Origin of the sequence: Enterobacter oligotrophicus, from assembly GCF_009176645.1 — a bacterium.
Classification (GTDB): Bacteria; Pseudomonadota; Gammaproteobacteria; order Enterobacterales; family Enterobacteriaceae; genus Enterobacter; species Enterobacter oligotrophicus.
This window is the reverse complement of sequence record NZ_AP019007.1, coordinates 3,518,692-3,531,268: the sequence shown is the minus strand read 5'-3', so window position 1 is coordinate 3,531,268 and position 12,577 is coordinate 3,518,692. Positions and strand designations below refer to the sequence as shown.

Here is a 12,577-nt window from a genome sequence, read left to right as displayed (position 1 = left end):
TCACACTCCTGTCATTGTTCAGAAACGGGTCGAAAAACGATAACCCGTGCCGCGGACCGTCTGTACCATGCGATCGTGGCCGCTCAGTTCAAGCGCTTTACGCAGGCGGCGGATATGTACGTCAACTGTCCGGTCTTCGACATACACGTTAGTTCCCCAGACGTTATTCAGCAACTGCTCGCGGCTGTAGACGCGTTCCGGGTGAGTCATAAAGAAGTGCAGGAGTTTGAATTCGGTTGGCCCCATGTCGAGAGGGTTTTCACCGGTCATCACGCGGTGTGAGGTGGGGTCAAGGCTCAGGCCCTGCATCTCAATCACCTCCTCCACCGCCATTGGCGAAATGCGGCGCATCACCGCTTTGATACGGGCAACCAGCTCCTTCGGAGAGAATGGCTTGGTGATGTAATCGTCCGCGCCGGTTTCAAGACCGCGCACGCGATCCTCTTCTTCACCGCGCGCCGTCAGCATCACAACCGGAATGTCGCGGGTCATCGCTTCACGTTTAATGTGTTTGATGAACTGCAGGCCAGAGCCACCAGGCAACATCCAGTCAAGCAGAATCAAATCGGGCCAGGGTTCATTCAGCTGGTTCACCGCGCTGTCATAATCTTCCGCTTCAACCGGCTGGAAGCCATTTTGTTCGAGCACGAAGCACACCATTTCGCGAATTGGAGCTTCATCTTCTACGACCAGAATACGTCTCGCCATACTTTGCCCTGTCTTATTTAAGTTACAAGTTTGTAATGCGGCGTCATTATGCGTCAGATTTATGACAGATTTATGAAAAACATTACCACCATCAATGGCAAACTGTTGTTTTATTACAGCGGTTATTTTCCCTTCCCTGACAGTTTATAATCGCCCTCATCTTTTTTCGCCACGGATCTGTTATGCGCATACTTCACACCTCGGACTGGCATCTGGGTCAAAATTTTTACAGCAAAAGCCGTGCTGCCGAACACGAAGCATTCCTGAACTGGTTGCTGGACACGGCCCGGTCGCATGAGGTGGATGCGATCATTGTGGCGGGTGATATCTTTGACACCGGATCGCCGCCGAGCTATGCGCGAGAGCTCTACAACCGTTTCGTGGTGAACCTGCAGCAGACTGGCTGTCATCTGGTGATTGTCGCCGGAAACCACGACTCGGTGGCAACGCTAAATGAATCCCGCGATATCCTGGCGTTCCTTAACACCACGGTGGTCGCCAGCGCCGGGCATGCGCCGCAAATCCTGAAAAAACGCGACGGCACGCCGGGTGCGGTACTGTGCCCGATACCGTTTTTACGCCCGCGCGATATTGTACAAAGCCAGGCCGGACTGTCTGGCAGTGAAAAACAGCAGCATCTATTACAGGCCATTACCGACTATTATCACCAGCAGCATACCGATGCCTGTGCCCTGCGCGGCGATCGGGCGATTCCGGTGATTGCCACCGGGCATCTCACGACTGTTGGAGCCAGTAAAAGTGACGCGGTACGTGACATTTATATTGGCACGCTGGATGCTTTCCCGGCACAGAACTTCCCGCCAGCCGACTATATCGCCCTCGGACACATTCACCGGGCACAAATCATCGGCGGCTGCGAGCACATTCGCTACTGTGGCTCGCCCATTTCGCTCAGTTTTGATGAGACCGGCAAAGCCAAATGCGTTCACCTGGTGAGTTTTACTGACGGTAAACTCAGCGCAGTTGAAACGCTGGAGGTGCCTGTCACCCAGCCGCTGGCGGTGCTGAAAGGCGATCTCGCCGCCATCACCGCCCAGCTTGAGCAGTGGCGCGGCGCGGAGCTTAACCCGCCCGTCTGGCTGGATATCGAAATCACCACCGACGACTACCTGCACGATATGCAGCGTAAAATTCAGGCGCTGACAGAAGATCTCCCCGTTGAAGTGCTGCTGGTGCGCCGCAGCCGCGAGCAACGCGAGAAAATTCTGTTAAGCGCACGGCGTGAAACGCTCAGTGAACTCAATGTCGAAGAGGTATTTGCACGGCGGCTGTCTCAGGAAGAGATTGACGATGCGAAGCGCGCCAGGCTCAACGAGTTGTTCACCCACACGGTGCATGCACTTAATAACGAGGAAGAAAACGCATGAAGATCCTGAGCCTGCGGCTGAAAAACCTCAACTCACTCAAGGGCGAGTGGAAGATCGACTTTACCGCTGAGCCATTTGCCAGCAACGGTCTTTTTGCCATTACCGGTGCCACGGGCGCAGGTAAAACCACCCTGCTTGATGCCATCTGCCTGGCGCTCTACCACGAAACACCGCGCCTGCAAAAAGTGTCTCAGGCACAAAACGATCTCATGACGCGTGATACCGCTGAGTGCCTGGCGGAAGTGGAATTTGAAGTGAAAGGCACCGCCTACCGTGCTTTCTGGAGCCAGAACCGCGCACGCAATCAGCCAGACGGGAACCTGCAGGCACCGCGCGTGGAACTGGCGCGCTGCGAGGACGGTAAAATCCTGGCGGATAAAGTGACGGATAAACTGGAGCAAACGGCGACGCTCACCGGGCTGGACTATGGCCGCTTTACCCGCTCGATGCTGCTCTCTCAGGGACAATTTGCCGCCTTCCTTAATGCCAAACCGAGCGATCGCGCCGAGTTACTGGAGGAGCTGACCGGAACCGAGATCTACGGCCAGATCTCAGCAATGGTGTTTGAGAAACACAAAGCCGCGCGTAATGCGCTGGAGATGTGCGAAGCGCAGGCCGCAGGCGTCGTGCTGCTGAGCGAAGAACAGCAGCAGCAATTGCAGCAAAGTTTGCAGGTACTTACTGACGAAGAGAAAATCCTGCTGGCTCAGCAGCAAAGCAACCAGAAAGATTTTCAGTGGCTTACGCGAAACGATGAACTCATCCGGGAGCAACAGCGCACAACGGCCTCTCAGCAGCAGGCGCAACAGGCGCTTACTGACGCCGCACCGGAACTGGCGAAGCTCCATCTGGCCCAGCCTGCGGCGCAACTACAACCGCTGTGGGATCGACAGCAGGAGCAGACTGCACGTCTTGCTCAGACAAAACAGCGAATCAGTGAAGTAAATACTCGCTTACAGGCAAAAACCGCACTACGTGCGCGCATTCGCACTGCAGCACAACGCAGTCGCGAACAGTTACAGACTGAACTTACGGCAGTTACCCGCTGGCTTGCTGAGCATGAGCGGTTCCGCCTGTGGGGACAAGAGATTGCTGGCTGGCGCGCGCATTTTTCGCAGCTTAATCGTGATAAAAGTCAGCTTACAATGCTTTCAGCACGTATCGCTGAACTGCGGCAGAAGCTGGCAGTTCTGCCGGAAAGCACACTGTCGCTGACGGCAGATGACGTCGCTGTGGCAATGGAGCAACAGGCCCGGTCGCGAACTTTTCGCCAGCAACTGACTGCGCTTCATGCCCGCTGCCAGCCGCTGCAAAAGCGCCTGCGGCAGACCAGCGAAAGCATGCAGAAAGCGCAGGCGGAGCAGGTCAAACTTAACGAAACGCTGACGCTGCGCCGACAGCAGTTTAAAGAGAAAAATCAGCATTATTTGGATCTAAAAACGCTATGTGAACGTGAAGCGACGATTAAAGATCTTGAGCACTTTCGTGCGCAGTTAGAGGCCGGTAAACCTTGCCCACTCTGCGGTTCCTGCGAACATCCGGCAGTGGCGCGATATCAGTCACTGGAACTTACCGACAATCAGCGCCGCCGCGATGCCTTAGAAAAAGAGGTTGCAGCGCTGAAAGAGGACGGTCTGTTGGTTCTGGGCCAGGTCAACGCCCTGACTCAGCAGATACAGCGTGAAACAGACGAAGCCCGGTCGCTCTCTCAGGAGGAGCAAGCGCTCACTAAAGAGTGGCAGGCAATCTGCGTCTCTCTGAATATCGCACTGAATATTCAGGAAGATATCGCTCCGTGGCTGAACGAGCAGGAACAGTATGAGCGTCAGCTTTATCAGCTCAGCCAGCGCCTGACGCTGCAAAACCAGCTCAATCAACAGGAAGAACAGGAACGTCAGTATCAGCAACAGCTGGCGGCTACGCATCAGGCACTGGAAACAGCCCTGCATCCGCTGTCGCTGACCCTTCCGGATGAAGGGGACGAATCCATCTGGCTCGCCTCACGTGAAAGTGAATCCACACAGTGGCAGGAGAAGCAAACTCAGCAGGGTGTTGTTCAGGAACGTATTAACGCCCTGACGCCGTTACTCGATACCCTGCCGGATGCTGATACGGCAGAAGCGGAACCCACCGTTCCCGGTAACTGGCGCGAGATCCACGACGAATGTGTGTCGCTGCAGAGCCAGCTTACTACCCTGCAACAGCAGGAGATGCTGGAAGGTGAACGGCTGAAGCAGTCACAGACGCAATTTAGCGCCGCGCTCGCTGCGAGTGTTTTCACCGATCAGGAGGCATTTCTGGCCGCCCTGCTGGACGATAACACCGTTCGCCACCTCGGGCAGCTTAAGCAGACGCTCGAAAATCAGATACAGCAATCCACCGCGCTGGCAGCCCAGGCGAACCAGTTGCTACAGGAACATCAGGCGCTGCGTCCGGAAGGGCTGGACAGCGATGTACTAACGCTGCAGGTGCAGTTGCAACAGCTGGCGCAAACGCTCCGGGATAACACCACGCACCAGGGTGAGATCCGCCAGCAGCTTAAGCAGGACAGCGACAACCGACGTCACCAGTTGGCGTTGATGCAGCAAATTGAAGAGGCAGCCCGCCTTGCCGACGACTGGGGATACCTGAATTCGCTGATAGGCTCCAGCACGGGCGACAAATTCCGCAAGTTCGCTCAGGGGCTGACGCTGGATAATCTGGTGTGGCTTGCTAACCAGCAGCTTAACCGTCTTCACGGGCGTTACCTGCTTCAGCGTAAAGCCAGCGACGCGCTGGAACTGGAAGTGGTCGACACCTGGCAGGCCGATGCGGTACGAGATACCCGCACCCTGTCCGGCGGAGAAAGTTTCCTGGTCAGCCTGGCGCTGGCGTTAGCACTTTCTGACCTGGTGAGCCATAAAACGCGGATTGACTCACTGTTCCTTGATGAGGGCTTCGGCACACTCGACAGCGAAACGCTGGATACCGCGCTGGATGCGCTCGACGCGCTGAATGCCACCGGGAAAACCATTGGCGTCATCAGCCACGTCGAGGCGATGAAGGAGCGAATTCCGGTGCAGATCAAGGTGAAAAAGATCAACGGGCTGGGATACAGCAAGCTGGACAAGGTATTTGCGGTGGAGTGATCCCACACAGGGCGGCACACGGCCGCCCTGTCAGGACGGTGGCGACAGCCACTCGATAAACTCTTCAACCGCTTCTGCCCGCAGACCGTTATGCAGATAGCGATCGTCCGGGGAGGTTAAATCATCATTCAGGATCGGACCATTTGCCTCGATAGTGATCCGCAATAAACGCGCAGCGTACTCAATCGCAAAATACCGATCCTGTTTCATCCCGTTAATAAACGTTTGCGGATCGGCGCTGCCAAAATGCAGCTCAACCCGCTTTTCCAGATCGCCAAATTTCATTGAATTCGCTGAAACCTGAAAAATACCTGTTTCCGTTGTCAGAGGCGAATGTTCAGGATTATTCACATCTCTTCCTTCCAGCCAGTTCCAGCTACTTTCGAAACCGGCCAAAACGCGCAATACCTCCAGCATTACGGCTTTGCGATGCAGCAGTGAATTCCACGGCCCCAGAACAGAATGATATTTCGAATAAATATCAACATTCTCATTAGGTTCAAAAATAGCGTCCTCTGCCGTTTTCCCCCATAAAATTAGTTCATCAAGGAAGATATCGGTAGGTTGCCCGCGGTTATAAACCGCAGATTTTATCGCGTGATAAGCCATATTTTCCCCCTCTGAACGCTCTCTGGAGTGTAGTTCAGAAAGAGGAAAGTGACGTCATACTTGAGGAGTATGCGGGCGCATGTATTCCGTCAACCTGGCCACAACCATGCTGCACCCCGCACGCCGCTGGAATCACCATGTACTGCTTTGCGGATCGGCGTTTCACACTCGCCGCCGAACACCCACTGCTTCACCAGGTTCGGCACCGTAGTGTACAGCCGATCGACGTTACTCATCCCACCGCCCAGCACAATCACATCGGGATCGAGAATATTCACCACGTGCGCCAGCGATTTTGCCAGGCGCATTTCGTAACGGCTGAGCGCCAGTTCCGCCACCGGATCTTGCGCCTCGACCAGACGCATAATCTCATTGCCCTTCAACGGCTGACCGCTCAGGCGATGGTAGTCGGTGGCAAAACCGGTGCCGGAGATAAACGTCTCAATACAGCCCTGTTTACCGCAATAACAGGGGACTTCAGCGCGGTATTTAAGTTCATCTTCATCCATCCACGGCAGGGGATTATGGCCCCACTCACCCGCAGTACCATTACCACCGATATGGGAACGTCCGCTAAAAGCCACGCCTGCGCCGCAGCCTGTGCCGATGATCACCGCGAAAACGGTCTGCGCACCGGCCGCAGCACCGTCGATGGCTTCAGACACCGCCAGACAGTTAGCATCGTTCGCCAGACGCACTTCACGGTTCAGACGTGCGCTTAAATCTTTATCAAAAGGCTGGCCGTTGAGCCAGGTGGAGTTGGCATTTTTAACCACGCCGGTATAGGGCGAAATCGATCCCGGAATGCCCATCCCGACGGTGCCGGTTTGCCCCGTCGCCTGCTCTGCCATGTCGACCAGACGGGCAATCGTCTCGATAGTCTGCTGATAATCATCACGCGGCGTGGGGAGACGGTGGCGAAACAGCTGCTCCCCTTGTTCGCTCAGTGCAATGACTTCTGTTTTGGTGCCGCCCAAATCGATCCCAATACGCACAAGACACTCCTCATTATTTTGATTATCAACAGAGTAGAAGCCCGCTACCCGATTAGCAATGCAAGCGATGCGACAATTCGTTATCATGCCCGCTGATTTAACGACAAGGCCGTGGAAATTATCATGCTGTGGTTCAAAAATTTGATGGTTTACCGTCTCAGCCGCGACGTTTCGCTGCGTGCAGAAGAGATGGAAAAACAGTTAGCCGCTTACACCTTTTCCCCTTGCGGTAGCCAGGATATGGCAAAAACCGGATGGGTTCCTCCAATGGGTTCACAAAGCGATGCACTGACCCACGCCAGCAGCACCGGTCAAATCATCGTCTGCGCCCGTAAAGAAGAGAAAATTCTGCCGACGCCGGTGGTAAAGCAGGCGCTCGAAGCGAAGATCTTCAAGCTGGAAGCCGAGCAGGGTCGCAAGCTGAAAAAGACCGAAAAAGATTCCCTGAAGGATGAAGTGCTGCACTCTCTGCTGCCGCGCGCCTTTAGCCGCTTTAGCCAGACCATGATGTGGATCGATACCGTGAACGGGTTGATTATGGTGGACTGCGCCAGTGCCAAAAAAGCGGAAGATACGCTGGCTCTGTTGCGTAAGAGCCTGGGATCGCTGCCGGTGGTTCCGCTTGCGCTGGAAACGCCAATTGAGTTGACGCTGACCGAGTGGGTGCGCAGCGGTACGGCCGCGCAAGGCTTCCAGATCCTCGATGAAGCGGAGCTGAAAGCGCTGCTTGAAGACGGTGGCGTGATCCGCGCGAAAAAACAGGATCTGGTGAGCGACGAAATCGCGGTACACATTGAAGCAGGCAAAGTGGTGACCAAGCTGGCGCTCGACTGGCAGCAACGCATTCAGTTTGTGATGTGCGACGACGGCTCGGTGAAGCGTCTGAAGTTCTGCGATGAACTGCGCGATCAGAACGAAGATATCGACAGGGAAGATTACGCCCAGCGCTTTGATGCGGACTTTATCCTGATGACAGGGGAACTGGCCGCGTTGATTCAAAGCCTGGTGGAAGGCCTCGGCGGAGAAGCGCAGAGGTAATCCCTTCGCCCTCTCCCCTGCGGGGAGAGGGATCAGACCATTACTTCAGGTAACGGCACAGATAAGAGGTCGGTTCAGCCACCTGCAGATGGAACTCGCTGTGACCAGGGACATTGAAAACCTGCCCGGCGCTATAGACTTTCCATTCCGTTTCACCCGGCAGCAACACGTTCAGTGCGCCGCTGACAACCGTCATCTCTTCAGCTTCTGCGGTGCCAAAGGTGTATTCCCCTTCAGCCATCACGCCGACACTGGCGCGGCCAGTGCTGCTGCTGGTAAAACCGATGGATTTCACTTTACCGGAAAAGTATTCGTTACTTTGAAGCATGAACTGGCCCTTATATTTATAGATAAAAATCCACTATAGGGGCCATGCTCATGACCTGTCACGCAAAATCATCAGGCCAGCAGTTCCGAAGCCAGGCGGGCCACCAGCACGTTGGATAAGAGCACCGGCACATCGAGCGCTTTTTGCAGTAAATCGCGATGCCGCTGGTGGAATCCGAGGCAATCCAGCATCAAGACATCGGCTCCCTGCTCAATTAACTCACGGCCTGCGGCAATCAGTTTTGTCTCGCTGTCCCAGAAAGGATTTGCCAGCGCATAGTGTGGCGTTTTCTCCAGCACTTTCCACTTACTCGCCTGGTTATTAAGGAGTTCTTCAATGGGAACAATCACCCCCACCTGATGACCATCGACGATGGAGGCCACCAGCGGCGGGATGATCCGCATCGGCTCCAGCAATATGGCATTTCGCGCGATAAGGCCGGTGATCGGCGCGGTACTCATCAACAGGATGACGTCATAGCCTTGATTATCCAGCACTTCGATAACACTCTGCAGAGCGCGCTCAATTTTCTGACGCGAGACATGCGCTATTTCACCGTCGCTTAACAATGTCGGCAGGGGCTCCTCTCCTGGTTCAACGGCGTAGTCTTCCATGACCTCTTCCCGATCAAGCCGGCCTAACAGGCTGAGATGCGTGATCTGTTGTTCAGAGACATGCTCAGTTAAGAGCGGTAACACTTCGCTTACAGGAACCACCCCAATGGTGAGGATCGCCAATGTCGCCTTCATTTTTTTCGCCTTCATTCACTACCACTGCGTTAACACAGGCACAGGCTCACTACGCTGCGCGGCTTTTGTTTAGATTTAACAGCACAAAAGCGTAGCAGCAGATCTCTGCACCGAAGTGTAAAGATCCGCTGGCCTTTACGAATCTGCCTGTAATAACTAAATATTAACTCCTGCTTAACAACAACGATGAGTTAAAAATGTGATTTCGGCACGATTGTAGCGAGTTTAGGATTTCTATCAGGACTTATCAGGATCTTCGTAGCGCCGTTTGGCATCCAGCGCTTCCTGTTCGGTTTCATGTTCGCTGATCAGCGAATCCGGCTTAGGGTGATCGGCCCGCAGCTGATACCAGGTAACGGTTTGATCACCATTCCCTTTTTCGATGGTCACAATGCGTGCTTCACGCGGATAGGGAGGTCTGGTTGGCATAGCTCATCCTTTTTTTATGTCTGAGCTATGAGTATAGACGGCGGTTAGCTGGCGCAAGCCAAACGCAGGGAGGTAATAATCTGAATCACCACGTCTTCCGGTGCTGCCGACGCATCAACAACATGGTGTGCCGCTTCGCGGTATAACGTATCTCGCTCCGCCAGCACCTCGCGGACCTCTTCACTCAATGGTTTCGCCGTGAGTGCCGGGCGCTGCCCCTCCTCGGGAAACGCTTCAAGCCTTCCCACCAGGGTTGAAACCGGCGCGCAAAGGTAAATTACAATCCCTTTTTCACGCATAAACTGACGGTTACACTCCGCCAGAATAATCCCGCCGCCCGTCGCAATAATGGTTGCGGGTGCCGTTACCGCTTCCAGCGTGGCGGTTTCGCGCGCACGAAAGCTCTCCCAGCCTTCCTTTTCAACGATCCCGGCGATAGTTTGCCCGGCGTGCTCCTGCAGCCAGTGGTCGGTATCAACGAACTGACTATGGCACACGCGTGCCAGTTCAAGACCAACGGTGGTTTTCCCACAGCCGCGGGGGCCAACTAAAAAGATGGGTGGGTTCATAACCAGGTGTTCCCCTCGATGCCGGATGGCTGAAGACTGTAAAGAAATGATTGCAGAAGATGTTGCGCTAACTTTACTGCAAAGCGGTACGGGATGACAACCCTGTGGAGGCCACACTGTACCACAAATTGACAATAATTATCATTAAGCGCTGCGGCGCTTGACCTCCAGCAGCCACTTATCCAGCTCAGCAGCAAATTGCTGGCGGTCGCGCTGGGACAAACTGTCCGGCCCGCCGGTCTGCACACCGCTGGCGCGCAGGGTATCCATAAAATCACGCATGGTGAGCTTTTCCCGAATGGTCGCCGGGGAGTAACGTTCACCCCGCGGGTTCAGCGCCGCTGCGCCTTTCTCCAGCACTTCGGCTGCCAGCGGGATATCCGCGGTAATCACTAAATCCTCAGCGTTGCACAGGCGTACAATCTCATTATCCGCCACATCGAACCCGGCCGGCACACGCAGAGCGCGAATAAACCGTGAAGGTGGCACGCGAATATTCTGGTTTGCCACCAGCGTAAGCGGCATCTGAACGCGCTCGGCAGCACGAAATAAGATCTCTTTAATCACATTCGGACAGGCATCCGCATCAACCCAAATCGCCATCTTGTCTCTCCATAATGACACTGGCGACTATTGTCGCCTGCATTTCGTTGTTAAGCTATCAATCAGAGATAACAACGCATAATAACGGAGAGACGTGATGGATAAAAAAATCGGGTTTATCGGCTGCGGCAACATGGGTAAAGCGATCCTCGGCGGCCTGATTGCCAGCGGGCAGGTCCTGCCTGGGCAGATTTGGGTCTATACCCCCTCACCGGATAAAGTCGCGGCGTTACGTGATGAGTATGGGATCAACGCAGCCGAAAGCGCGCAGGAAGTCGCCCAGGTAGCGGATATCGTCTTCGGTGCCGTCAAACCAAACATCATGATCAAAGTTCTGAGCGAAATTACCTCCAGCCTGAATAAAGAGACGCTGGTGGTATCGATCGCCGCAGGCGTCACGCTGGATCAACTGGCCCGTGCGCTGGGACACGATCGTAAAATCGTCCGTGCGATGCCGAACACCCCGTCGCTGGTAAACGCCGGTATGACCTCCGTGACCCCGAACGCGCTGGTTACCTCCGAAGATGTGGCGGATGTCCTGAATATTTTCCGCTGCTTCGGTGAAGCGGAAGTGATTGCCGAGTCGATGATCCATCCGGTCGTTGGCGTGAGCGGCTCTGCGCCTGCTTACGTCTTCATGTTTATCGAAGCAATGGCGGATGCCGCCGTGCTTGGCGGTATGCCACGAGCGCAGGCCTATAAATTTGCCGCACAGGCGGTTATGGGCTCCGCCAAAATGGTGCTGGAGACAGGTAAACATCCCGGTGAACTGAAAGATATGGTCTGCTCGCCAGGGGGAACGACCATTGAAGCCGTGCGCGTACTGGAAGAGCGCGGATTCCGTGCTGCCGTTATCGAGGCGATGGCAAAATGCATGGAAAAATCAGAGAAACTGAGTAAATCCTGAAAATAATAACCGGACGTCAGGCCGCCACTTCAGTGCGGCCGCGGCCGGCATTTTTCGCCTTATAAAGCGCCATATCAGCCGCTTTCAGCCATTCACGATAATGTCCAAACTGTGTTCCCCAGGGCGCGACGCCCACGCTGATCCGTAGCTGCCCACCCGGCGCGCCAGGCAACGACATTTTTTTCAGGCGCTCATGAACCCTGGACATGGCGGCAATCGCGCTTTCTGCTGGCGTTCCGGACATAATCACCGCGAATTCATCCCCGCCAAAACGGCCAATAAAATCGCATGAGCGCAGCGTCATCTGCAGCTGACGCGTAATGGCGACAATCGCCTCATCGCCCACATCATGCCCCCAGGTGTCGTTAATGCTCTTGAAGTGATCGATATCGATGAGCAGAATTGTCGCCTGCTGATGGCTGCGACGGCATTTCTCATATTCGTTGCGCAGCAGCGTCTCCCAGTGGCGGCGGTTGAAAACGCCGGTCATCCCGTCGCGGGTGCTCATAAGTTCCAGCCGCCGCTTATGCTCAGCAAGCCGGATCGCCGTCTGGTGGCTAAGCCAGGCAAACAGCATCGGGTACAGAACCAAAACCGGCAGCGTCAGCCACCACTCCAGCGGCTCAGGGGAAAAGGTCATTACACTGCCGGTCAGTTGCAAGGTGACCAGTGATGACAGCAAGACGATCAACAACCCGATGATGAATAACCGCAAACCACCCGATCCCATCATATTCATCCCGATCATCATGATCAGCGCAGCCGTTGGCAGGGCATTGACCCCGATAAGGCCAATCCAGACACCAGCAATGATGGCATCGATTTTCAGGTTAAAAATTTCGCTGCTGTGAGGTTCGGGAGATCGGCACGAAAGCTGCCAGGCAAGATGGGGCCAGACAAATGCCCAGCCGACCAGCAATAACCACCAGCCGCCTGGATGGAATTGAGTAACCAGTACACCGGCAACAGGGAAAAACATCGCTCCCAGCCCAACGATACGCGCCAGCCGAACTCGCCGGGCAAAGCGTATGCCGGAACGGTGTGAGTCATCCTGAGAAAGATCCTGATGCCACTCTTCCTGAATGCTCTCTTTGTAATAGATGTCATCATTCATCATTTTTGGGAA

The 12,577-nt window shown here is 54.9% G+C and carries 13 protein-coding genes; 4 read left to right on the top strand and 9 right to left on the bottom strand.

Annotated elements, in window-relative coordinates; genetic code table 11:
• Positions 1-18: 18 nt before the first annotated feature.
• Positions 19-708, bottom strand: a complete 690-nt coding sequence (phoB, locus tag EoCCA6_RS16900) for a phosphate response regulator transcription factor PhoB (RefSeq protein ID WP_003859122.1) — start codon at positions 706-708, stop codon at positions 19-21.
• 182 nt (positions 709-890) lie between these two features.
• Here phoB and sbcD point away from each other — a divergent pair, with 182 nt between their 5' ends.
• Both sbcD and sbcC read left to right on the top strand, forming a co-directional pair.
• Complete coding sequence (gene sbcD, locus EoCCA6_RS16895) at positions 891-2,096, top strand: exonuclease subunit SbcD (RefSeq protein ID WP_152083624.1); 1,206 nt, start codon at positions 891-893, stop codon at positions 2,094-2,096.
• Entirely contained in the window at positions 2,093-5,224 is a 3,132-nt protein-coding gene (sbcC, locus tag EoCCA6_RS16890) for an exonuclease subunit SbcC (protein ID WP_152083623.1), read from the top strand. The genes sbcD and sbcC overlap by 4 nt, the downstream gene beginning before the upstream one ends.
• Before the next feature lie 30 nt (positions 5,225-5,254).
• On the opposite strand, the gene EoCCA6_RS16885 is transcribed toward sbcC, so the two are convergent.
• Together EoCCA6_RS16885 and mak are read right to left on the bottom strand one after the other, a co-directional pair.
• Positions 5,255-5,833, bottom strand: coding sequence for a hypothetical protein (locus tag EoCCA6_RS16885; RefSeq protein ID WP_152083622.1), 579 nt, complete (start codon positions 5,831-5,833; stop codon positions 5,255-5,257).
• An 89-nt stretch (positions 5,834-5,922) separates the two neighbouring features.
• Positions 5,923-6,828: a fructokinase gene (mak, locus tag EoCCA6_RS16880; RefSeq protein WP_152083621.1), complete on the bottom strand. Its 906-nt coding sequence runs from the start codon at positions 6,826-6,828 to the stop codon at positions 5,923-5,925.
• Between the two features lie 123 nt (positions 6,829-6,951).
• Between mak and rdgC the strand changes: the two genes are divergently transcribed.
• On the top strand, positions 6,952-7,866 hold the full coding sequence (gene rdgC, locus EoCCA6_RS16875) for a recombination-associated protein RdgC (protein WP_112011219.1): 915 nt from the start codon (positions 6,952-6,954) through the stop codon (positions 7,864-7,866).
• Positions 7,867-7,906: 40 nt separating this feature from the next.
• On the opposite strand, the gene ppnP is transcribed toward rdgC, so the two are convergent.
• From ppnP to EoCCA6_RS16850, 5 genes are all read right to left on the bottom strand, one after another.
• Positions 7,907-8,194, bottom strand: coding sequence for a pyrimidine/purine nucleoside phosphorylase (ppnP, locus tag EoCCA6_RS16870; protein WP_003859131.1), 288 nt, complete (start codon positions 8,192-8,194; stop codon positions 7,907-7,909).
• Positions 8,195-8,265: 71 nt separating this feature from the next.
• On the bottom strand, positions 8,266-8,943 hold the full coding sequence (locus tag EoCCA6_RS16865; protein ID WP_152083620.1) for an AroM family protein: 678 nt from the start codon (positions 8,941-8,943) through the stop codon (positions 8,266-8,268).
• A gap of 237 nt (positions 8,944-9,180) precedes the next feature.
• Positions 9,181-9,372, bottom strand: coding sequence for a protein YaiA (gene yaiA / locus EoCCA6_RS16860; protein ID WP_152083619.1), 192 nt, complete (start codon positions 9,370-9,372; stop codon positions 9,181-9,183).
• A 44-nt stretch (positions 9,373-9,416) separates the two neighbouring features.
• Positions 9,417-9,941, bottom strand: a complete 525-nt coding sequence (gene aroL, locus EoCCA6_RS16855) for a shikimate kinase AroL (protein WP_152083618.1) — start codon at positions 9,939-9,941, stop codon at positions 9,417-9,419.
• Between the two features lie 144 nt (positions 9,942-10,085).
• Positions 10,086-10,544, bottom strand: a complete 459-nt coding sequence (locus EoCCA6_RS16850) for a YaiI/YqxD family protein (protein ID WP_152083617.1) — start codon at positions 10,542-10,544, stop codon at positions 10,086-10,088.
• Positions 10,545-10,641: 97 nt separating this feature from the next.
• Here EoCCA6_RS16850 and proC point away from each other — a divergent pair, with 97 nt between their 5' ends.
• Positions 10,642-11,451: a pyrroline-5-carboxylate reductase gene (proC, locus tag EoCCA6_RS16845; RefSeq protein ID WP_152083616.1), complete on the top strand. Its 810-nt coding sequence runs from the start codon at positions 10,642-10,644 to the stop codon at positions 11,449-11,451.
• 16 nt (positions 11,452-11,467) lie between these two features.
• Here the strand turns inward: proC and adrA are convergent, their stop codons facing one another.
• Positions 11,468-12,568 carry a diguanylate cyclase AdrA gene (gene adrA, locus EoCCA6_RS16840; protein WP_152083615.1) on the bottom strand — a complete coding sequence of 367 codons (1,101 nt, stop codon included), beginning with the start codon at positions 12,566-12,568 and terminating at the stop codon, positions 11,468-11,470.
• Positions 12,569-12,577 lie beyond the last annotated feature (9 nt).

Coding starts and splice junctions, on each gene's coding strand:
- sbcD (WP_152083624.1), top strand. CDS start 891: ATGCGCATACTTCACACCTCGGACTGGCATCTGGGTCAAAATTTTTAC.
- EoCCA6_RS16885 (WP_152083622.1), bottom strand. CDS start 5,833: ATGGCTTATCACGCGATAAAATCTGCGGTTTATAACCGCGGGCAACCT.
- sbcC (WP_152083623.1), top strand. CDS start 2,093: ATGAAGATCCTGAGCCTGCGGCTGAAAAACCTCAACTCACTCAAGGGC.
- phoB (WP_003859122.1), bottom strand. CDS start 708: ATGGCGAGACGTATTCTGGTCGTAGAAGATGAAGCTCCAATTCGCGAA.
- ppnP (WP_003859131.1), bottom strand. CDS start 8,194: ATGCTTCAAAGTAACGAATACTTTTCCGGTAAAGTGAAATCCATCGGT.
- EoCCA6_RS16850 (WP_152083617.1), bottom strand. CDS start 10,544: ATGGCGATTTGGGTTGATGCGGATGCCTGTCCGAATGTGATTAAAGAG.
- aroL (WP_152083618.1), bottom strand. CDS start 9,941: ATGAACCCACCCATCTTTTTAGTTGGCCCCCGCGGCTGTGGGAAAACC.
- EoCCA6_RS16865 (WP_152083620.1), bottom strand. CDS start 8,943: ATGAAGGCGACATTGGCGATCCTCACCATTGGGGTGGTTCCTGTAAGC.
- rdgC (WP_112011219.1), top strand. CDS start 6,952: ATGCTGTGGTTCAAAAATTTGATGGTTTACCGTCTCAGCCGCGACGTT.
- proC (WP_152083616.1), top strand. CDS start 10,642: ATGGATAAAAAAATCGGGTTTATCGGCTGCGGCAACATGGGTAAAGCG.
- adrA (WP_152083615.1), bottom strand. CDS start 12,568: ATGATGAATGATGACATCTATTACAAAGAGAGCATTCAGGAAGAGTGG.
- yaiA (WP_152083619.1), bottom strand. CDS start 9,372: ATGCCAACCAGACCTCCCTATCCGCGTGAAGCACGCATTGTGACCATC.